This window comes from Hoylesella nanceiensis DSM 19126 = JCM 15639 (assembly GCF_000379965.1).
In the GTDB taxonomy this organism is placed as follows: Bacteria; Bacteroidota; Bacteroidia; order Bacteroidales; family Bacteroidaceae; genus Prevotella; species Prevotella nanceiensis.
In genome coordinates this window covers 110,874-133,874 of sequence record NZ_KB904332.1, presented here as the reverse complement: position 1 = coordinate 133,874, position 23,001 = coordinate 110,874, and the positions used below count along the sequence as shown (strand labels likewise).

Here is a 23,001-nt window from a genome sequence, read left to right as displayed (position 1 = left end):
TTTTATTATGAATAAATATATTTCAAAGATATTCCTTGTTGCAATTACAAGTTTAAGTCTTGTTTCTTGTCATGATTTAGACCTCAATCCGTTGTCTAGTGGCTCAACAGGAAACTGGTATTCTTCGGCTAAAGAGATCCAAATGTCAGTGAATAAGCTATACGATATGACTTATTGGAGACAAGAAGGAGATAACCAAACAGACTGGAGTGATGACACAGTGTATCGTGATGCCTTAACAGCTTTCGAGAATGGAACCATCAACAGTGAGGATTGGATCGTGGGTTTGCACTGGAGAACCAATTTTCAAATGATCTCTTATGCTAACGGAATCATCAATACTTACCAAAAAGCGTTAGACAGAGGCGCTAATAAAGCAGAGGTAATGCAATACGTTGCGGAGGCACATTTCTTCAGAGCGGTAGCTTATGGACGTCTTATTACTCGCTTCGGAGATGTTCCTTATTTCACAGAAGAACTGACAATCCCTGAGGGAATGGCTAAAGGTAGAACCGCAAAGAGCGAAGTTTTAAAGCATGTTTATGAGGATTTTGATTATGCTATCAATATTCTTCCTACCAAAACAACAACCTTCGACCGAGTAACTAAGGGTGCAGCGTTGGCTTATAAGGCACGAACAGCTTTGTATCTAGGCGACTATCAAACAGCAGCAACAGCGTCTAAAGCTGTTATGGACTTAGGTGTTTATGCCCTACACGATAACTATCGTGACCTATTCTTGCAACATACAAAGGTTTCAAAGGAGTTCATTTTCGTGCGTCCACGCTCTATCAACATGAAAATAGATGTGATAACAGCTGGTCAAGTGAAGAATAAAGTAGTACGAAATGCTGGTGGTTGGGCTTCAACAGACCCTTCTTGGAATCTTTTAGCCGCATATACTTGCACCGATGGATTGCCCATTGACGAGTCACCTTTATTCGATTCGCATGAACCTTTCAAAGCTCGTGACCCACGATGTGCAATGACTATCGTTCCATTTAACGAACCATTCTTAGGCTATGTCTATAATCCTTCACCCGCAGCAACCACTGTTTTGAATGTAAAGACAGGCAAACAAGAATATAACAACGACACCCGTATCAATAAACAATATGCTTCTTTCAACGGATTAGCATGGAAAAAGGGTATTGATGAGTCGTGGTTAGAGAATGGATATACTGCAGAAAACCCCATTATTCTTATGCGTTATGCAGACGTTTTGTTGATGTATGCAGAAGCAAAGATCGAGTTAAACGAGATAGATGCAACCGTTATCGATGCTATGAACTCAGTTCGTGCTCGTGCTTATGGTGTAGATAAGGCTCAAACAACATCTTATCCAGCTTTCACAATCTTACCTCAAACCGACATGAGAAAGCAACTTCGCATGGAAAGACGTATGGAGTTAGCTGGCGAAAACCTTCGCTTTGCCGACCTTATCAGATGGCGTTTGGCTGAAGTAGTGATGAAACAAAAGCAATATGGCATGTTATATCCTGCTACAGAGTGCCTTACTAAGGTGGTAAACACAGGCAATTGGTTCTGGCCTATCACTCCTGATATCGACGAAAATGGCTGTCCAGACTTCACAAAGATGGAGGCAACAGGCCTCATTCAGGTGCTTTCTCAACGCCAATGGGATAACCGTCAATATCTATGGCCAATCCCTTCGAAAGATATTCAGATTGTAAAGAACTTTAAACAGAATGATGGTTATTAATAGAATGATGATAACTTTAAAAGTAAATAGGACTATAAAAAGATGCGCTTTTGCTCTCTTTGCCCTTTTTACAAGTAGCTCTGCATTGGCAAGTGATGTGCTTGTTGAGGCTGAAAGCTTTCAAAATAAAGGCGGTTGGAGTGTAGATCAGCAGTTTATAGACCAAATGGGATCACCTTATCTCATTGCTCATGGACTGGGAAAGAAGGTGAACGACGCCCAAACAAACATCGAAATAAAAGACAAAGCGAAATACTATGTATATGTAAGAACTTATAACTGGACCGCACCTTGGTGTAAAACCGCTGGTCCAGGCAAGTTCCTTATCAGCATTAACAATAAGAAATTAAATGCAACATTAGGCTCAACGGGCAACAAATGGATGTGGCAATATGCAGGAGAGGTGTCTCTTCCTGCAGGAAAAGCATCACTAAAGCTTCACGACCTCACAGGTTTTGATGGACGATGCGATGCTATCTTCCTTACAACAACGCCCACAACGCCTCCTAATAGCTTGAAAGAGCTCAGCGGGTTCAGAGTAAAACACAATCCAACTCTACAAAAAGAGCCTGCAAAGAAGCAGTTCGACCTTGTTGTTGTGGGTGGAGGTGTTGCTGGAATGAGTGCTGCTTTGTCGGCAGCTCGATTGGGAATGAAAGTGGCTTTGATACAAGATCGCCCCGTGTTAGGTGGGAATAACAGCTCAGAAGTGCGTGTTCATCTTGGTGGAAAGATCGAGATTGGTCCTTTCCCACGCTTAGGTGGCTTGCAAAAAGAGTTTGGTCCTACTTTAGAAGGCAACGCAATGCCAGCTCATCACTATGCAGATGAGAGGAAACTCGAGGTGATTAAGGCCGAAAAGAATATCGAATTATTCTTGAACTATCGTGCTATTCAAGCCGAAAGCAAAGGAAACAAAATTCAATCAGTACTTGCTCAAAACACAGAAACAGCGCAACAAATATCTTTCAGTGCTCCTCTTTTCGTCGATTGTACAGGAGATGGCACCATAGGTTATTTGGTTGGAGCTGATTATATGATGGGAAGAGAAAGTAAAGATGATTTCTATGAGACCTTAGCTCCTAACAAAGCAGACTCTCTTGTGATGGGTTCTTCGGTGCAATGGTATTCTGTTAAGCAACCAAAGCCAACCACTTTCCCTTCGTTTAACTATGGAATTACCTTTACAGAAGCTACTGCAGAGAAGATATTCCGTGGTGAATGGACCTGGGAAACAGGTATGAATAAGAATCAAATTAACGACTTCGAGCAGATTAGAGACTATGGAATGTTGGTGGCATATAGCAACTGGAGCTATGTAAAGAACCAATCGGTAGACCGCAAGAAGTTTGCTAATTATAAATTAGAGTGGGTTGCTTATGTCGCAGGAAAACGTGAGTCACGCCGTTTGTTGGGCGATTATATCTTGAGTGAGCACGACTTGTCGAAAGTGGTTGACCACGAAGACGCATCGTTCCCCACATCTTGGAGCATCGATTTGCACTATCCCGACTCAGTAAACAGTATTCATTTCCCAGGTAATGAGTTTAAGGCTATCACCAAACAAATGGTGCTTTATCCTCACACAGTGCCTTACAGATGTCTTTATTCACGCAATATCGACAACTTGTTTATGGCTGGTCGCAACATAAGTGTAACGCACGTTGCTCTTGGAGCGATAAGAGTTATGCGCACAACAGGTATGATGGGCGAGGTAGTTGGTATGGCAGCATCTCTTTGTAAGCAGTTTAATACCACTCCAAGAGGGGTATATCAATACCATTTAAAAGACTTAAAAGAGTTGATGAAGAAAGGTGTTGGCAACCCAAATCTACCTAACAACCAAACATACAATGAGGGTTGGAATCTTGAAAAGAAACCCGTTGTGAAATAACGATGGTGTGATTCCAACTCAGAAAGTGATATCTTATGACAAAACTCAATATTTTTAAGCTCGTAGCACTTTGTTGTTTCTGCTTTTTCTTCAGTGCTTCTCACGCACAAGGCATCATTCCTCAACCTCAAAAAGTAACCCTTACACAAGGTTATATGGAGTTAGATGCACCTCTTGCGTGGCACCCTAAAACTGCAAGACGAAACAGAAAGCAATTCGACTATATTTTAACCGAGTTGCAAAAGCATACAAATTCAACTGGAAAAGCAAAGCTTTTACGCCTCAATAACACTGCTATTGCATCGCAAAAGCTATCCTTTCACGAAGAGCAAGGCTACAAGTTAGAAATCACCCCCAATGAAATTACCATTTCATCTCCATCAGATGTGGGTCTTTTCTATGGTCTTCAAACACTTCAGCAGCTTTGTTTCTCGAAGAAAATAGCATGCCAAGTGATCGAAGATGCACCCAAATACGATTATAGAGGGTGGATGCTCGACTGCTCAAGACATTTCTTTACTAAAGAATTTATATACAAGCAAATCGATGCAATGGCATTGCTTAAGCTCAACAAGCTACACCTTCACCTTGTAGATGGAGGCGGTTGGCGCATTGAAATGAAGCAATTCCCAGACCTAACACGTAAGGGAGCCTATCGAACTCATAGCGATTGGGACGAATGGATTGATGCGGGTAGACGCTTTTGTGAGCCTGATTATCCAGGAGCTTATGGTGGTTACTACACCAAAAAGGATTTAAAAGACATCATTAACTATGCTGCAAAGCGTTTCATTATGGTCATTCCAGAAATCGAAATGCCTGGACATAGCAACGAGGTGATGGCTGTTTATCCTGAATTGTCATGCACAGGAAAGGGCGATGGCTTTGATCTTTGCATGGGAAATCCCGACACTGAGGTGTTTTTAAAGAAGGTTTTGACAGAGGTTATGGAGCTATTTCCTGCGCCATACATACACATTGGAGGTGATGAAGCAACCATGCGCTTTTGGAAAAACTGCCCTAAATGTAAGCAAATGATGCAAAAGTATAACTACACCGACACGCTTCAGCTGCAAGGACGCTTAATTCTTGCTATTGATAGTTTCGTTACTAAGCATGGAAAAAGCATCATTGGTTGGGACGAAATACAAGAAAGTGGAAAGCTATCTCAAAACGCTGTGGTGATGTCTTGGCGTGGAGAGCAAGGCGGTTTGCATGCTGCTAAGGCGCAACACAGGGTAATTATCACTCCATCTAAACGCTATTATTTAGATGCTTATCAAGATAATCCAAGCTCACAACCACGTGCAATAGGTGGATTTACACTGCTTAGAAATGCTTATGAGTATGAACCTATGCCCAAAGAGATTGAAAATACCGATGCAAGTAAGTATATTTGGGGTATTCAAGGCAATCTTTGGACTGAATATATCGACACAGAACGCTATGCAGAATACATGACCTACCCTCGTCTTTTGGCTATTGCAGAGAGCGCATGGGGCACCAAAACAAGTTATGATGCGTTTAAGTTGCGAGTTATTCCCTTTGTAAATCAACTTCGAAAGAAGGGCTATAATGCCTTTGATATTACCAAAGAGATTGGAAGAAAGATAGAAACCAATAAAAAATAAGAATATGAAAAAGATAGGATTATTGCTCTTTATACTTTTCATTGCATGTAAAATCAATGCCAAAAGTAATTTCCAATTCACCGTACTTCAATGGAATATTTGGCAAGAAGGAACCCTTATTAAAGGTGGGTTCGATGCTATTGTGAACGAGATAGACCGTTTGCGCCCCGATTTTATCACACTTAGCGAGGTGAGAAACTATCGAAACACCGACTTTACGGCTCGTTTGGTGAACGAATTGCGTAAGAAAGGCGTTACCTACTACTCGTTCTTTTCAGACGATTCGGGCGTTTTAAGTAGAACACCCATCACCGATTCGGTTGTAGTTTTTCCCTTAAATAAAGACCATGGCAGTGTTTATAAGCTGGTTACAAAGGTTAAAGGCAAGGAAATAGCCGTGTATACCTGTCACTTAGACTATCTCGATTGCGCCTATTATAATGTTAGAGGCGTTGATGGATATACGTGGAAAGAAACCAAAAGACCTGAAAATGTTGAGCAATTGCTTAAATTGAACGACTTGTCGTGGCGAGATAACGCTGTAACAGTGTTCTTAAACGAGGCTCGAAACGATATTGAAAAAGGTCGATTGGTGATATTTGGAGGCGACTTTAATGAGCCTTCGCATCTCGATTGGATCGAGGCAACAGCGCAACTCTACGACCATCATGGTTTTGTTGTGCCTTGGACGATCTCAAAGAAATTAGAAAAAGCAGGTTTTAAAGATAGTTATCGTGTGGTATTCCCTAACGTATTAACTCACCCGGGCTTTACTTATCCCTGCTTTAATCCCGATGCTGACATCGCAAAACTAACGTGGGCGCCTAAAGCCGACGAGCGAGAAAGAATCGATTTGATCTATTATAAGGGTGAAGGACTAAAGGCAATAGATGCCAAGTTGTTTGGACTTGACACCTCTGTTGTGCGCCTTCAACCTCAAAAAGATCACTCAAGCGACCCATATATCTATCCCTTGGGCGTTTGGCCTACCGACCATAGAGGTTTGTTAGTGACCTTTCAGGTGGCAAAAAATAACTCATTTAATTGAAATCTTGTTTAGTTGAGAGGGGAGTGTCTTTTATATTATTTGTTTCTTACTTAAATCCCCTCAAATGAAATCCCGCTTGCGTGATGCCGGTGGGATTTTTATTGTTTTATAAAGTCAATGCAATTAGATGACAAACTCAATACTTTTAGAGGGCAATAGTAATGCTATTACAAGGCAAAAACAATGCTTTTAGAAAGTAAGTGAAAAGCAAATGAAAAAATATGCAAATAAAATAGGCCCGTAATGAATCAACCTTTGGGCTTTTTTCCTATCTTTGTAGAACCAATTACTGAAAAAAGAAGATATGAAGAAGTATATTTTTTCTGCAATAGCATGTTTGCTGATTATCAATGTCTTTGCACAATCGATTCAAAACGACAAAAACAACAATCCACTTCGTAAACTACAGCTGGCTGTAATGGCTGTTAAAAACCTTTATGTAGATACCGTTCAGACCGATAAACTGGTGGAAGACGGCATAAGAGGAATGTTGAACGAGCTCGATCCGCACTCTGCTTACACCACAGCAAAGGAAACAAAGGCCTTTACAGAGCAACTTCAAGGATCGTTTGAGGGCATTGGTGTGCAGTTTAATATATCGAATGACACCCTTATTGTTGTGCAACCTGTTAATAATGGACCATCGGAAAAGGTGGGAATTATGGCTGGTGACCGCATTGTTTCGGTGAACGACACTGCTATTTCGGGCGTGAAAATGACCCGAGAGGCTATCGTTAAGCGACTAAGAGGGCCTAAGGGAAGTAAAGTTAAATTGGGTATTCAACGCAGAGGCATAAAAGATAGATTGACCTTTGTTGTTACTCGTGATAAAATTCCTTTGACAACAGTAGATGTGTCTTATATGATTCGTCCACAAGTGGGCTATGTACGTATTGAAAGTTTTGGCGAAACAACTTACGATGAGTTGATGGCTGCCCTCGAAAAGTTGAAACAACAGGGTATGACAAAGTTGATTCTCGACCTTCAAGACAATGGCGGTGGCTATCTAAAATCGGCTGCCGACATAGCAAATGAATTCCTATCTCGTGGTAACCTCATCGTCTACACTCAAGGAAGACGTGTTCCTAAGCAAGAATTTACAGCTCGTGGCAATGGGAAATACCAAGATTTACCTCTTTATGTCTTGATAAATGAATACTCTGCATCGGCTGCTGAGATTGTAAGTGGAGCGATGCAAGACCATGATAGAGGAACGATTATCGGTAGAAGATCATTTGGAAAGGGCTTGGTTCAACGTCCTGTTGAATTCGAAGACGGTAGTATGATGCGCATCACCATTGCTCATTACTACACACCTGTTGGTAGAAATATTCAGAAACCCTATGCAAAAGGTGATAAAGAGGGTTACGAAATGGATATAGAAAAGCGTTTTAAGCACGGAGAACTATATCATAAAGATAGTATTCACTTTGCCGATTCGTTGAAATTTCAAACTCTTCGTCTAAAAAGAACCGTGTATGGCGGTGGCGGTATCATGCCCGATGAGTTCGTTCCACTCGACACCACTCGCACAACTCCATTCTATCGTCAGCTTTGGGGCAAGAGTATTGTGTTGAATGCAGCGTTTAAATATAATGATAGTCAACGTAAAAAACTACGCAAGCGTTATCCCACTTTCGAGCAATTCAAAGATGGCTTTGTGGTGCCCGACGAGGTGTTGAATGGCATTGTGGCTGAGGCAAAGAAAGATAAGATTACCTATAAGGACGAAAAAGAATGGCAACGCACCATTCCTATGCTTCAACTTCAATTGAAATCGTTGATTGCTCGTGACCTCTGGGGTATGTCGGAGTGTTATCAAATACTGAATGAAAACAATCCAATTGTATTGAAAGCAATTGAATTGGCGAAGTAATTGGTAAATAAACACATTTCGTGAGCTTGTTTAATGCTCTGTTATGGGAGAATGAAAAGGCGTTTAGGAAGGAAAAGAAGCAATAAACAATGCAGATGTTTTTTAAGAGAATAGGGGCAATAAGCTTGATGTTGGGGCTGTTGTTGGCTGTGATGTCGTGCAAGGGAAACAAGGAAATGAAATCCAAACTTCCTGTGTTTACAAACGACATTCTGCTTAAAACCACTCCTGTTAAACAGCAGGGCGAAGGCTATACCTGTTGGATTTATGCTATGTTGGCGACCATTGAGACCGACAGAATAGAGCAAAACGATTCTATTAACTTGTCGCCTGCCTTTGTAGAGCGCAACCTCATCACTCAAAATGCTTTGCAACACTTCTTTCGTAAGGCCTATTCAAAGCGTGAAATGGCAGGAATGGCCCCCTTATGTCTGCGACTTATTCAGCAATACGGCTTGGTTCCGTTTGATAGTTATGAGGGAACACAACCTCGAAATGTAAATGCAATCAATAGAAAGGCAATGCTTGTGGCTCAGCAAAAGGCTGGAGAAAAGGCTACAATGATGTCTTTTAAAAATGCGTTGAACAGCTATTTAGACGATGCTTTGGGCGCACTTCCCCTCAATGTGTATCTCTTTGGTGTGGAATATACGCCTCTTCAATTTGCGCAAAGTATTGTACCAGCGGATAGTTACAAAGCCTATTGCAGTGTAACACATCACCCCTTTTATCGTGAAGTGTTGCAAGAAAGTCCAGATAACAATAGCTATGAGCTGTTTAATAATGTGCCCATCGATTCTTTAATGAATATCATCGATTCGCAATTGGCAGCGCATAAGGCGGTATGTTGGGAGGGGTCGTTGCCTCAGGGTGAGTATGTTATAGAACAGGGAGTGGCTCGTTTGAGCTCGAAAATAAGTAGGGTAGACCAAAATATGCGCCAACGTGCCATTGAAAGCTACACCACTTACGACCAACATGCGATGAGTATTGTAGGAAAAGCACACGACAAGCACGGAAAGAGCTATTATATTGCCAAAAACTCGTGGGGAAAAAACATGCCTTTTGGTGGTTTTGTGTATCTTGAACGCAATTTTATTGCCTTGCGAACCATCGCAATTGTAACTCAAAGAAGTACCAACTGAGAAACAAATTTCTTAACAAAGTATAAAAGAAAGATAAAGCCCAAAGAGGTAGTTGTGCAAGAAATATATTATAAGTAATTTTGTAAATAGTAAGATTTTATTAATTTAACTTTCATATAAAACAAAAAACAATGAAAAGATTAGTTATTGTCCGTCACGGAGAAAGTGAATGGAACCAAAAGAATCTCTTCACCGGTTGGGTGGATGTAGAACTCTCTGACAATGGACGTGAAGAAGCAAAGCGTGCTGGTAAGGCATTAAAAGAAGCAGGAATCGATTTCGATATCTGTTTTACATCTTACCTTAAGAGAGCAATTAACACACAACAAATCATTCTAAAAGAAATGGAACGTGAATGGTTACCAGTGTTTAAGTCTTACAAACTTAATGAACGTCACTACGGTGCGCTTTCTGGTTTGAACAAAAAAGAAACAGCAGAAAAGTACGGTGACGATCAAGTTAAGATCTGGAGACGTAGCTTTGACGTTCGTCCACCAAAGATGGAAGAAGACAATCCATACAATTCGCTAAAGAATCCAGCGTATCGTAATGTTGATCCAGCTGAAGTTCCAATGTGCGAAAGCTTGAAAGATACAATTGCACGTACTGTTCCTTACTTCGAAAAGGAAATTAAACCTCTTGTAATGGAAGGTAAACGTGTAATGATTGCAGCACACGGAAACTCTCTACGCTCACTAATTAAGTACTTCGAAAACATCTCTGACGATGAAATTATCAATGTTGAGATCCCAACAGGTACTCCATTAGTATATGAATTTGACGATAATTTTAATGTAACCAATAAATATTATCTAGGCAAATAAATTCATAAGCCTTGCAACAAAAGCTTTTTCTATTAACCGAGATAAGCTAAGTTGTAAAACCAAGTTAATTAGTTTAGTTTAGTATATCAACCCAGTTCGCATCAAATAGAGTAATTTGTTTGATGTGAATTGGGTTGAGTCGTTTTAAAAGGAGTATCTTTTTGAGCTCTATTCTGCCTAAATGTCGACTTTCTTTGCTTTCCTGTTTAAAAGTAAAAACAATGGCATCGAAATCCATTCCCTATATATTAATAAGGTAAGGACGTTGCGCATTTTAAATAAAAAAACAAATATTTTTCGCAAAAGTGAATATTTATTACGCAAATGCGTTTATATAAATCAAGTGTAAAGCTTTATCTTTGCTGTGTAACTTTTTGATATAAATATAATAAAAACAATTCTACAACCAACCTAAACCTTAAATACTGAAGAATAAAAACAAAGTGTTTCTTCCTTAAAGGGGGTATTGTACATTAGAATGAACGCTGATGATGCAGTGTGCTTCCTAAGAGGAGAACAGCAAGTAAAATTACCTTTGTAAAAAAGAACATGGCAATAACGGCAACAACTTATTAAAGAAGCATTCAAGAAAATACAAAAACATCCAATATAAAATATCACGTCATCCTATATAATCATAGCTACTAGGATTAAAAACACACCCAAAGAAAACTCTTCTTCAAAGTTGTTGCCTGCCAAGTTTTAAGTCATAAATCTAAAACTTCATAGCAATGAACAAACGAATAGTCAAAAAAACAGCCTTAAGGCATAGCCGTTTCGTATCGGTTTTGTGCACACTCGCAGTTTGTGTACCAATGAATGCCGTGTCAACAAGTATTTGTTTGAAGAGCAACAACATTAATGTTCAGAGCCAAGACGTTGTTACTGGAATCGTATTAGACGAGCAGGGCGAACCTATTGTGGGTGCAACCATCAGTTTAAAGGATGGCAAGACACTTGCAATAAGTGACGTAAATGGTCGCTTCTCGGTAAATATTAGTCCAGGAACAGAAATAAAAATCTCGTCTATTGGCTTCATCTCACAAACTATTAAAGCATCAAAACAGCAACAAACGATAGTTCTTCACGATGAAAAGAAATCGCTTAACGAAGTTGTTGTTATTGGTTATGGAAGTCAAAGAAAGCAAGACTTGTCTACATCTATCTCTTCTGTGAAACTCGATGACGCAATGAAAAGCCGTCCATCGAATATCGTTTCGATGCTACAAGGAACCATGCCAGGTGTAATGGTGCAGAATAATGGAGGCGATCCCTTATCAACTGCATCGCTATCTATTCGTGGTAGAGGTTCAAGAGGTACCGACAACGATTATAATAGCGGTGATGGCGTGTTGTATGTTGTTGATGGTGTGCCTGGAGCTCCATTCAATATTGAAGATATCGAGAGCATAACTATCCTTAAAGATGCTGCCTCTGCTGCCATTTATGGTGCTAGTGTAGGTTCTGGAGGTGTGGTTGTTATCACCACTAAACAAGCTAAAGCAGGACAAGTGAAGATTAGTGTGAACATATCTAAGAGCATAAAGAATGCTATGCACTTACCTTCTGTGTTGACATCTCAAGAATATAATAAGGTATGGGCTGATGCAGTGCGTCTTTATGGCGGCACTCTTCCAACCACAGCAGATGCAAGTAAGTATGCTTATGGAGCCGTTACACGAACCGATTGGATTGATGAAATATTCAGAACAGGTTCTTTAGAGCATTATGCTTTATCGCTTTCAGGAGGTAGCGACAATCTTAAAGCATTGGCATCGTTTAACTTTGACAAAGACCAAGGTGTGCTTTTAAATACCTTCGCTCGTAAGTTTGGTGGAAAAGTAAATCTCGATTTCAAAGTAAATAAATACATATCGTTCTCAGAACAAGTTACTTATACATTCTCAAACGGACAAGGTAACATCAATAAAGGACACGAAGGAGTACTTGCTAACGCTATCTTCTTCCCACGTTCTGCCACAATTTTCGATTATACTAAAGGCGGATCACCTCTTTATAACAACTATGGTGAGGCCTTATATCACGGTACTTTGCCTCGATGGGCAGCCGAAGAAGGTATAAGTGGATATGGAGAATTCCGCAATCCAGTGGCTCTTTTGAGACGATTAGATCAAAAACGTCCTTCAAGTACTTTATATTCTACAACTACATTGCATATCAAACCGATTGCAAACTTAGATATCCGTTCTCAATTTACCGCTGGTATTACTTCTTCAGAGATCGACAACTTTACTCATAAAGTACCCGAACCAGGTAACCCTTCTGATGAAAATCGCCACGACATAGAGCACTCTAGCTTGAATAATTGGTTGTGGGAAACAACAGCTACCTATTCAACTATGATCAAACAGCATCATATTAGTGCTATGATGGGATTGACAACGAAGTATGATAAATATAAGATGTATGGCGTTTATACCACCAATTATGATAGAGAAGGACGCCATGAAAGCACCCTTCCACAAGCAAATGAATGGACAAAGTATAAACCTAACGAGGTAATATGGGAAGAAGCGATGCTCTCTTTCTTTGGAAGAGTGGGCTATTCGTGGAACGATCGCTACTTTGCAACAGCAAGTTTGCGTCGTGATGCCACATCTAAATTATACAAAGACAATAACTCTGGCGTCTTCCCAGCATTGTCTGCATCTTGGAAAATATCATCAGAAAAGTTCTTTGAACCTCTCAAAGGCACCGTCAACTTATTGAAACTACGTGCTGGTTGGGGTCAAGTTGGTAACGTTGCGCTTGTTCCTCGCTATTCATGGAACGTGCCAATGGGAAATACCGAGTGGCCTATTATCTATGGAAAGAACCTCAATAAGGTGGTATATGGTGTGTTTGCAGAATCTATTGCGACAAAGAATTTGAAGTGGGAAACCACAGAACAATGGGGAGTTGGATTAGATGTAGGTCTTTTCAACAACGACTTAAACTTAACAGTAGACTACTTCAACAAACGAACAAAAGACCTAATAGAGAAGGTTCCCGTATCTTCTGTAGCAGGAATTGCCGTAGAACCATACGGAAACATTGGTGATGTGGTGAACAGAGGTTGGGAGTTTAGCGCATCTTATCATAAAACTATTGGTGCAGTTTCTTTCGGATTGAACGCTAACTTATCTACCGTTCACAATGAAGTGTTAGAACTTGGAACCCGAAAGACCCTTGAACACGACATCGTTGTAAACAGTCAACGTCCTCTTCGTTCAACAGTTGGCAAACCATGGTATTCTTATTATGTTTTGAAAACAAACGGAATCTTCCAAAGTCAAGAAGAAATCAATAATTATAAGTGGACCGATCCTAACACAGGACTTACCAATTTGATTCAACCTAACGCTAAACCAGGTGACTTGAGATATGTAGATTTCAACAATGATGGTAAGATCAACTCAGATGATAATCAGTATATGGGTAGCTATATGCCAAAGATTACATTTGGATTTGGTGGAAACCTCAATTATAAGAATCTCGATTTCAGTTTCCAATTCCAAGGAGTTGGCAAGTCAACTATCTACAATGCCTTCAAACAAATGACCCTTACAGGTCGTCAACAAGGTGGTAATATGTTGAAAGATATTCTCAATGCGTGGGATTATAACCACACATCAGGTATTCCTCGCTTAGCTTTAGTAGACGATCCAAATGGTAATTACACCAATCCTTCAGACTTTTATCTTGAAGATGGTAGTTATCTTCGCTTAAAGAACCTAACACTTGGTTACACACTTCCACAACAATGGTTGAATGCTTTAGGCCTAAAGAAATCTACATTGCGTCTTTATTTCAACTGCGAAAACCTCTTTACAATAACCGACTACACAGGTATCGATCCCGAAGTAGGCAACTTTGGTCTTGATGGAGGTGTTTATCCAGTTGCTCGCTCATTTACTATTGGTTTTAATTTTGGTTTCTAATTTAAAACAATCTATTATGAAATTCCTTAATATCAAACAGATAATGGCATGCACACTTGTTGGTGTTATGCTCAATGGATGTGGCTTAGAGTATGAACCTTACGGCGTTCAAGGCTCGGTAAACTTCTGGAAAACAGAAGCAGATGTAAACAAAGCGCTCGATGCTTTCCATGCTTTTACATACGAAGAAGGCTTAACTGGTCGTGGAATGATGTGGTTTGAGAATTGTAGTGACAATCTTGTAACAGGTCGTCCCAATGCAGAAGCAGCTCAAATAAAGAACTTCCAGATGTCTGCATCTAACGGAAGAGATGCCAAAGACAATTGGCCTGCAATGTATCAGCTCATCGCTAAAGCCAATGACGTGTTGAGAAACGTTCCCAATATGGATATCTCTGCCAACTTAAAGAGCGTTGCTGTTGGGCAAGCTCACTTCTATAGAGGCTTTGCTTACTTATGGTTAGCACCTTATTATGGCGACAATGGACCTAATGGAGGAATACCTATTGTAACCGAAAACACCCCAACAACAGACTTAGACCAACCTCGTCCAGCTTCAGTTCTTGCCAATTACGACATGATTTTAGACGATATGGATAAGGCAGCAGAGTCTCTTCCACTCTTTTCTCAATTGAGTGAAGATGATTATGGCAGACCTCATCGTGCTGCAGCGTGGGCCTTTGCTGCACGTGCAGCATTGTATGCAGCTCAGTGGGACGCAGCATATTATCAAAAAGTAATTGCTTATTGCGACAAAGTAATCAATCTTACAGGAGCTGATAAGCGAGCACTTTATCCCGATTATACCAAGCTTTTCCGACCAGAAAACAACTTCTGTGAAGAATATATCTTCTCACTTTTGGGCAATGCAACCGAAGGTCCGAAGTTTCATGGCATGTCTTTCCAAAACGGAGGTTGGGGATATTACAACACATGGGGCTTTTTCCAGCCCACACTTGAACTGTACAAGGCTTTTGAAGCAGGTGATACACGAAGAGATGCAACCATTCTTTATCCCGGACAACACATCACCTTTATAGGTCACGACATTCATTTTGGAGTTTCACCAGCTACTATTTCAAGTACATCTGGAATGACCTTCAGAAAGTTTATGGCTCCTTTCGAAGCTGCAGACTGCATTGGTAAGACCCTAAACCCTAACGGAAACAATGCAAGTAACACCCTCGGCACTTGTCTTATTCGCTTTGCTGATGTGTTGTTGATGAAGGCTGAGGCTTTAATTTGGACTCAAGGCGAAGGTAATAACGAAGCAAAAGCATTGCTAAATCAAATTCGTCATCGTGCAGGACTATCACAAAACGCTTCTGCAACCAAAGCTGAATTGAAGAACCAACGTCGTTGTGAGTTAGCATTCGAATTCCAACCAAGTCGCCATCTCGACCTTGTTAGATGGGGAGATGCACAAACTGTTTATGCAAAAGCGTTGCATGGTATTTCTACAACCACTGATGGAACAAGCATAACAGGTGTTACAGAGATCGAAATTTGGCCCCAACGCACCTTCGATCCAGTAAAGAATCAAGTGTTTGCAATACCTGCTTCACAGGTTAGAAAGAGTGTTTCTGGCAACTTGAAACAAAATATGGGATATTAATATTAAAAGAGTTGAGAGGCAAGAAGACAAGTGTTTCGTAATGCAAACAAACTATCTATCTTTCCATCTCAACTTCATAACAATCTAATTTCATATCGCTATGAAAAAAATATGGATATTCTTTTTCCTTGTATCGCTTTTTGCTACACAGCAATTGTGTGCACAAGACAAGATAAAAGTGATTACATTCAACATACGTTCATTTGAACCCGACTTCGATGTTGCTCCCTATGCCGAGTTGTTGCGTAGTGAAGAGGCAGATATCATTTGTTTAAATGAAGTAGAAAACAGAAGTTCTCGTCAGCAACGTAATGGAAAATTCCGTGATGTTGTGGCAGAATTGGCACAAAAACTCAATATGTTTGGACTCTTTGGCTACTCTTATAACCTTGCTAACAAGAAAGGTGAGTATTCAGAAGAAAACTATCGCTATTCGCTTAACGAGCTTTATGGCAATGCCATCTTATCTCGTTACCCCATTTTGAATAGCAGTTGCTTGCAACTTCCACGTCCAAAAGGTTCTGCCGACCAACGAGGTGTGGTGTATGCAGATATTCTTCTTCCTTCAAAAAAAGTGATAAGAGCAGCAAGTACTCACTTAGATCACGTTGGAGGACAGCTCGAACAAGCCGAAGTTTTGGTATCGGATAAAGTCTATACCTCGTCTATTCCAATGCTCTTAACAGGAGATATGAACATGGGAGCAGGCTCAACGGTGATCAATAAGATTGAAACCGTGTTTGAAAGAATGGACAATGACAGCGGAACATACTTAGGATTGTCGAAAATCGATTTCATTTTTGGTTCAAAAGGTCACTGGACTTTAGAGTCATGTCGTGTTCTCGACCGCTTTTTAAACGGCAAAGAACTTTCCGACCACTGCCCTGTTGTTTCAGTAGTAAAAATGAAATAGAGCTGAACCGACACTTTATATAATTTATATTCTATATCTTATCTTTTCCAAAATCAATTTTGCACCTTGGCAAAGTGTTATTCACAGCGCAGAAAAAGCATTGATATTACATTCAAAAAGCATTGCTTTTGCATGGTAAAAGGATAGCTATTACATACTAAAAGCTATGCTATTGCAACACCACCGCATGGCATTGATGAAAGATAAGCTATAAGTAATGAATCATTTAAATAATATATAACGATATGAAACACCTACATTTGTTTTTCCTTTTCGGCGCACTTTTATGTGCTTCGTGTATAAAAGAGGAGTGGGGCGTTATTCCTAATCATCAAGAAAACTCTGAACAAGCGAAAGAATGGAATAAAAATAAAACCATTGATGTGTATGTCGTATCTACATTGAGCGATAAAACAGAGACCCATATCGATGCTATTTCCGACTTTTTAAATGCCAAAGGGCAGGCGTGTTCAATAGGAGTTGTTGAGCGTTCAGATGTTCAAAACTATCCATGGTATGATGCTTGCAAGACTCTTTCTACCGATCTTGCAGTGAAAACAGCTCGTTTTACATCGTTCTCTCTTCATCGTTACACCACAAGTAATATCGAAGGAAGTACCATCTTGTTTAATCATAAGTTGAATACCGAAGAAAGTTTCAAGGTAACAGATGATTGTTACATCAAATTTGTGCCTATTATGGCTCAAAGCAATGTGCAAACACCCGTCAAAATCCTTGTTCCTTTTGCCACAACACGTTTTTCTAGCGAAGAACAAATCACTGCTTCACTTCCAGTTTTAACTCGTTTGGCGAGCAGTAACTATGGAGCTGTGCTCGTTGGTTCGGTAAAAACAAGCTTAGCAGAGAAGCTTCAAACAGCCGTTAAGACTGTACAAAATGTGAAGTTGGCCTTTGCAACCAAAGAAGCAGATAAGGATTATGCCTTGTTTGTCATTGCACCAACATCGTGGATGTTACGAGAAACAGTTGCAACTAAGCTCTCTGGCACTACTGGTTATTGCCTTTTTATTGAGGCAAGTGTAAATTAATACTTGTTCTTTTCTATCACTCTGCAACCTAATGAGTGGTAGAAAAGACTTTATTCTTCTCACCTTTTCAAAACGAAACAATATGAATTATCGCACAATCGCCCTTTGTAGTCTGTTTCTTTCCTTTGTTTTAGGAGTTAAAGGACAACAAACTAACACCCAAACCTATACCTTAAAGACCCCTTATGCAGTGGAAAAGATCACTCCACCCAAAGGAAAAAAGGTGAAAAATGTTATCTTGATGATAGGGGACGGAATGAGTTTGATGCACATCTACACTGCATGGACTTGCAATAGGGGACAACTTTGGTTAGAAAATGCTCAATACACGGGTCTTTCTAAAACTCCTTGTCTCAATCGATTGGTGACTGATTCGGGTGCAGGAGGAACGGCATTGTCGAGCGGAGTGAAGACTCGTTATCATGCAGTAGGCGTAGATGGCGATGGAAATCCTGTGCCTTCGCTCTGTAAGTTGGCTCAACAAAAAGGCAAGTCGGCAGGTATTGCAGTCACATGTCGACTTTGGGACGCCACACCCGCAACGTTCTGTTGTCATAATAGCGATAGAGATAGAGAGCAAGAGATTGCTGCTGACTACGTAAATTGCGGTATTGACTATGCCTTTGGCGGTGGAGCTAAGTTCTTTGAACATCGAAATGATGGCCGAAACCTATTCAATGAGCTTTCAACAAAGGGCTATCAGATCGCTCGTTCGTGGGAAAGTTTAGAGAAAATCAATAGCGGTAAGGTCTTTGCTGTGCCTTATTTGGTGGATACTCCGCTACCAGATGAACGTGGAGACCTATTAGCTCGAGCATCATTAAAGGGCATTGAGCTGCTCAATCAAAACAAAAAAGGTTTCTTTATGATGATAGAAGGCTCGCAATTAGACGATTATGGTCACTTTAATCAATTAGATATGCTCATGAAAGAAACGCACGACTTCGACAGAACGATTGGTGCTGTGATGAAATGGGCGGCTAAAGATGGTGAAACGCTTGTGGTTGTGACTGCCGATCACGAGACAGGAGGATTGACTTTGTTAGGTGGTGACCTTGAAAAGGGCACTGTTACTTGTCATTTTTCAACTCGAGATCACTCTGGAACGATGGTTCCTGTCTATGCTTTTGGGCCTGGTTCTGAGCAATTTACAGGCTTTATGGATAATACCGACATATTCAAAAAGATTAAAAAGCTCCTCAATCTCTAGATAATAACCCTCTTTTTAGCAAGAAACTATTGAAGAAAAACCACGTAAAGTAGCTTATGAAAATACATAATAGAAGTCTTTGGATACATCGTCTCACTGTTGTTTTGCTCTGTTTTAGCATCGTTTCGGTGTTATTTGGGCAAAATCTTATGCCCTCTGGGTCGCCTCTTTACAAGCTACCTTATAAGAATACGTATGTCATGGAGACCCTTGTTGCAGAGAATTCTTATCGCACAGAGAAACCAACAACAACGCTTCCAGGTACTTTTGAGCAAGCTAAAAAGGTGCTTCCACAGCCTTATTGGGAGAATCATAACGACGAAATTGCTATGTATTGGCATGCTTGGAAGTTGGCATTGAGCAATATTTGTCATCCAAAAGAGAACTCTGGCTTCGTAAATAGCTACATTGCGCCTGCTTATAATGGTAATATTTTTATGTGGGACGATGCTTTTATCACCATGTTTTGCCGTTATGGACAACGCTTTTTCCCTTTTCAAGCAACGCTAAACAACTTCTATTCGAAACAACATCCTGATGGATTCATTTGCAGAGAGATAAGAGTTGACGGCTCAGATTGCTTTAGTCGCTATGATCCTACAAGCACTGGACCTAACATTTTGCCTTGGTCTGAGTGGCTATACTTCACTCAATATGGTGATGAAGCACGCTTAAACAAAGTCTTTCCCGTTCTTGCTGCCTACTATAAGTGGCTCAAATTGAACCGAACTTGGCGCAATGGAACCTATTGGAGCAGTGGTTGGGGAACAGGAATGGACAACATGCCACGTGTGAAAGAGCCCTATAATACTATTTATAGCAATGGACATATGGTGTGGTTAGATGCTTGTTTGCAGCAAATAATGGTGGCAAACATCTTATTAAAGATGGGATTTTACCTCGAAAGATGGCAAGAAATAGAGACATTTGAAGACGATATAAAGCAACTTTCTGCCTATATCGAGCGCAATATGTGGAATAAAGACCTGCAATTCCTATGCGATCAGTATGCAGATGACAGCTTAAGCAATGTAAAAGGAATCTATGCCTATTGGGCTTTGCATACAGATGTACTCTCAAAAGACCGACTTGACCAGCTTGTTGCGCATTTAAGCGACACAACTTCATTCAATCGACCTCACAGAACGCCATCTCTTGCAGCCTCAAACCCTAAGTATAAGGCGAATGGAAGATATTGGTTAGGAGGCGTTTGGCCTGGAACTAACTATATGTTGATATCAGGTTTAACTCAAAAAGGATATCGACAATTGGCTTTCGACATTGCAATGAACCACTATGACAACGTCTTTAAAGTGTATAAAGACACGGGAACGTTTTGGGAATACTATGCTCCTGAAGACGCAAAGCCAGGCTTTATGGCTCGAAAAGACTTTGTTGGCTGGACAGGTTTGCCTCCTATTGCCGTTTTAATCGAATACATCTTCGGTATCAGAGCGAACTTACAAGAGCGTGAAATCACTCTTGATGTGACTTTAACCGATGCTTATGGCATCAAAAAATACCCCTTTGGAGAGAACGGAAGTATAGATATTAAAGTAGAAAAACGTAGTAATAAAAATGTAAAACCAAAAGTAACCATCACCACCAACGAACCATTTAAACTTTTATTGTTATGGGAAAACAATAAAAAAGAATTTGAGATAAGAAAAGGAAGTATAACTATTTAAATGTAACACCATGCAAACATCTATCTCAATAGACCTTGGCGGCACCAATATTAGAGTGGCTAAAGTCTGCAACAATACTATTGTAAGTATCAAAAAGGAAACGTGTAAGGCTCAAGGAACAGAGCAAGAGGTACTTCAACAAATACAAACAATGATCGATGAGCTCATCGATTGTGATGTAACAACAATAGGATTTGGAATTCCTTCCATTGTAGATACAGAGAAAGGAATAGCCTATAACCTTGTAAACATACCCTCTTGGAAAGAGGTTCACCTTCGAACTTACTTCGAAAACCAATATCATGTGCCCGTAAAAGTAGATAATGACGTTAATTGTTTCGTTCTTGGTGAGCAACGATTCGGTAGTCTTAAAGGCTTTAAAGATGTGGTAGGAATAACCCTTGGCACTGGAGTTGGAGCTGGAATCATCATCAATAAGCAGCTATATAGAGGCTTAAAGACAGGTGCAGGCGAGATAGGTTGCTTGCCATATCTCGACGATTGCTACGAAACTTATTGCAGTAGTGGATTCTTTTCAAAGCATAATACAACAGGGGAACAGCTCTTTAAAGAGACAAAGAACAGCAACATAGCTGCTAAACGCTTATGGGAAGAGTTTGGATATCACCTCGGAAAGCTTCTACAAGTGGTGTTTTACACTTATGCTCCGCAAGCAATTGTCATCGGAGGAGGCCTTTCTCAAGCGTCAGAGTTCTTTAATTATAGTATGATAGAGTCGCTTCACGAAGGCTTTCTTTATCCAAGTGAATTGAACGAAGCCACCATTTGCTATTCAAAACTATCCAATAGCAATTTGTTAGGTGCATCTTGTCTGCCCTAAAAGCAAAACAAAGCGACAGGGAGAAGTTTGAAAACAAAGAACAAAAGAATTGAATATCAACATTATATAGATATAAATAGAATGACAAAGAACTATAAATCGCTCATAATACTAATCCTTTTTGCCCTTCAAGTGGTGAGCAGTTGGGCTCAAAAGCCTTTTGTTTTTCATAACAAAAAGTTTAGAATTGCGCAGTTTACAGACCTACATTGGGACGCTAAATCACCAAAATGCGATTCTACTCGAACCACAATTCTCAACATCTTACAACGAGAAAAGCCCGATATAGCTATACTTACAGGTGATGTAGTCACCGAAAAACCATACGAAAAGGGTTGGAAACAGATTATAGAAATATTCGAAACCGCTCGCATACCCTTTGTTGTTACAATGGGAAATCACGATGCAGAGCATTTTTCAAGAGACGAAATATATCGCATGTTGTTTGCTTCTAAATTCTATTCAGGCCTTCCTTCGCCTAAAGAGATTAGCGGAAACGGCAATTGTGCATTGCCCATCTACGACAATAACACAGCCAATGCAAAGCCAAAAGCCGTTCTTTACTGCATAGATTCAAACGATTATCAGCCAGATAAAGATCTTGGAGAGTACGATTGGATTCATTTCGACCAAATAGAGTGGTATCGTCGCACCTCAGAAGCATTCACCTTGCAAAACAATAAGCGTCCTCTTCCATCTTTAATGTTCTTTCATATCCCCTTAGTAGAGTATCATAACGTTCTTGAAAGAGGTGATTATCAAGGTAAATATGAAGATGATGGCATTTGGTCGGCACGCATCAACAGCGGAATGTTTGGTAGTTTGGTAGATAAGAAAGATGTTATTGGAGTGTTTACAGGCCACGATCATCAGAATGATTTTATCGGATTAGAGCGCAAAATAGCCTTAGGCTATGGCCGAGTGAGTGGCTATGATGCCTATGGAGCATTGAAACCAGGTGCAAGAATCATTGAACTTTACGAAGATTTGTTTAAGTTCGACACATGGATAGCTACAAATGAGGGCAATTGCGATTATTTCTACTATCCATCGGGCTTGTCTTCAAAAGACGAAGAGCAATTAAAAGTAATGCCAGCTCTTTCTTTTCAACCCATACAAAATGGTGTTTCTTATCGCTATTACGAAGGAAATATGAAGCAAACAGCCGACATTCCAAAGGCAACTTTAAAGGAAGAAGGTGTGATGCCCAACTTTATTATCGATGAAGAGGGCTCGAAAGATCATTTTGGTTACATCTTTTCAGCTTATATTAAGGTGCCCGAAAGCGGAGTTTATCGTTTTTATACCTATTCAGATGATGGCTCAAAGCTCTTCATAGACGGTGTAGAAGTGGTGAATAACGATGGTGGTCACAGCGCAAAACGTGCCGAAGGTAAAGTGAATTTGGCTGCAGGTTTTCATAAGTTAGAACTTCATTATTTTGAAAATTACATGGGACAAGCTCTCGAAGTGGGCTTTTCTACAAAAGATATAACCGAAAGAACCATTCCATCTGCAATGCTTTGGGTGGATAAAGAGATCAAAAAGAAAAAGTAAAGACAACCATATTCATTGTTAGTTAATGATATTTGTGTTCAGGATT

Annotated in this window: 15 protein-coding genes; all 15 read left to right on the top strand. The window is 40.1% G+C overall.

The window, feature by feature from the left end; all coding sequences use genetic code 11:
* Positions 1-7: 7 nt before the first annotated feature.
* The 15 genes from A3GM_RS0108400 to A3GM_RS0108325 all read left to right on the top strand — a co-directional run bounded on the left by A3GM_RS0108400 (position 8) and on the right by A3GM_RS0108325 (position 22,955).
* A complete protein-coding gene (locus A3GM_RS0108400; RefSeq protein WP_018362938.1) occupies positions 8-1,723 on the top strand; it encodes a RagB/SusD family nutrient uptake outer membrane protein in 1,716 nt (571 codons plus the stop codon).
* Positions 1,724-1,730: 7 nt separating this feature from the next.
* Complete coding sequence (locus A3GM_RS0108395; protein WP_154648140.1) at positions 1,731-3,617, top strand: FAD-dependent oxidoreductase; 1,887 nt, start codon at positions 1,731-1,733, stop codon at positions 3,615-3,617.
* Positions 3,618-3,652: 35 nt separating this feature from the next.
* Positions 3,653-5,248, top strand: coding sequence for a beta-N-acetylhexosaminidase (locus A3GM_RS0108390; protein WP_018362936.1), 1,596 nt, complete (start codon positions 3,653-3,655; stop codon positions 5,246-5,248).
* 4 nt (positions 5,249-5,252) lie between these two features.
* Complete coding sequence (locus tag A3GM_RS0108385) at positions 5,253-6,296, top strand: endonuclease/exonuclease/phosphatase family protein (RefSeq protein WP_018362935.1); 1,044 nt, start codon at positions 5,253-5,255, stop codon at positions 6,294-6,296.
* A gap of 304 nt (positions 6,297-6,600) precedes the next feature.
* A complete protein-coding gene (locus A3GM_RS0108380) occupies positions 6,601-8,172 on the top strand; it encodes a S41 family peptidase (protein ID WP_018362934.1) in 1,572 nt (523 codons plus the stop codon).
* Positions 8,173-8,267: 95 nt separating this feature from the next.
* Positions 8,268-9,317 (top strand): C1 family peptidase, encoded by a 1,050-nt coding sequence (locus A3GM_RS0108375; protein WP_238299296.1) that lies wholly within the window; start codon positions 8,268-8,270, stop codon positions 9,315-9,317.
* Between the two features lie 131 nt (positions 9,318-9,448).
* Positions 9,449-10,141, top strand: coding sequence for a 2,3-diphosphoglycerate-dependent phosphoglycerate mutase (gpmA, locus tag A3GM_RS0108370; protein WP_018362932.1), 693 nt, complete (start codon positions 9,449-9,451; stop codon positions 10,139-10,141).
* A 731-nt stretch (positions 10,142-10,872) separates the two neighbouring features.
* Complete coding sequence (locus tag A3GM_RS0108360; RefSeq protein WP_025829950.1) at positions 10,873-14,082, top strand: SusC/RagA family TonB-linked outer membrane protein; 3,210 nt, start codon at positions 10,873-10,875, stop codon at positions 14,080-14,082.
* Positions 14,083-14,098: 16 nt separating this feature from the next.
* Complete coding sequence (locus tag A3GM_RS0108355; RefSeq protein WP_018362929.1) at positions 14,099-15,697, top strand: RagB/SusD family nutrient uptake outer membrane protein; 1,599 nt, start codon at positions 14,099-14,101, stop codon at positions 15,695-15,697.
* Positions 15,698-15,797: 100 nt separating this feature from the next.
* Positions 15,798-16,610, top strand: a complete 813-nt coding sequence (locus A3GM_RS0108350) for an endonuclease/exonuclease/phosphatase family protein (RefSeq protein WP_018362928.1) — start codon at positions 15,798-15,800, stop codon at positions 16,608-16,610.
* Positions 16,611-16,855: 245 nt separating this feature from the next.
* A complete protein-coding gene (locus A3GM_RS0108345; RefSeq protein WP_018362927.1) occupies positions 16,856-17,659 on the top strand; it encodes a hypothetical protein in 804 nt (267 codons plus the stop codon).
* Between the two features lie 82 nt (positions 17,660-17,741).
* Positions 17,742-18,869 carry an alkaline phosphatase gene (locus A3GM_RS0108340; RefSeq protein WP_018362926.1) on the top strand — a complete coding sequence of 376 codons (1,128 nt, stop codon included), beginning with the start codon at positions 17,742-17,744 and terminating at the stop codon, positions 18,867-18,869.
* 149 nt (positions 18,870-19,018) lie between these two features.
* Positions 19,019-20,557 carry an MGH1-like glycoside hydrolase domain-containing protein gene (locus tag A3GM_RS0108335; protein WP_238299311.1) on the top strand — a complete coding sequence of 513 codons (1,539 nt, stop codon included), beginning with the start codon at positions 19,019-19,021 and terminating at the stop codon, positions 20,555-20,557.
* 10 nt (positions 20,558-20,567) lie between these two features.
* A complete protein-coding gene (locus A3GM_RS0108330; RefSeq protein WP_018362924.1) occupies positions 20,568-21,398 on the top strand; it encodes an ROK family protein in 831 nt (276 codons plus the stop codon).
* Positions 21,399-21,479: 81 nt separating this feature from the next.
* A complete protein-coding gene (locus A3GM_RS0108325; RefSeq protein ID WP_018362923.1) occupies positions 21,480-22,955 on the top strand; it encodes a PA14 domain-containing metallophosphoesterase in 1,476 nt (491 codons plus the stop codon).
* The last annotated feature ends 46 nt before the right edge of the window (positions 22,956-23,001 follow it).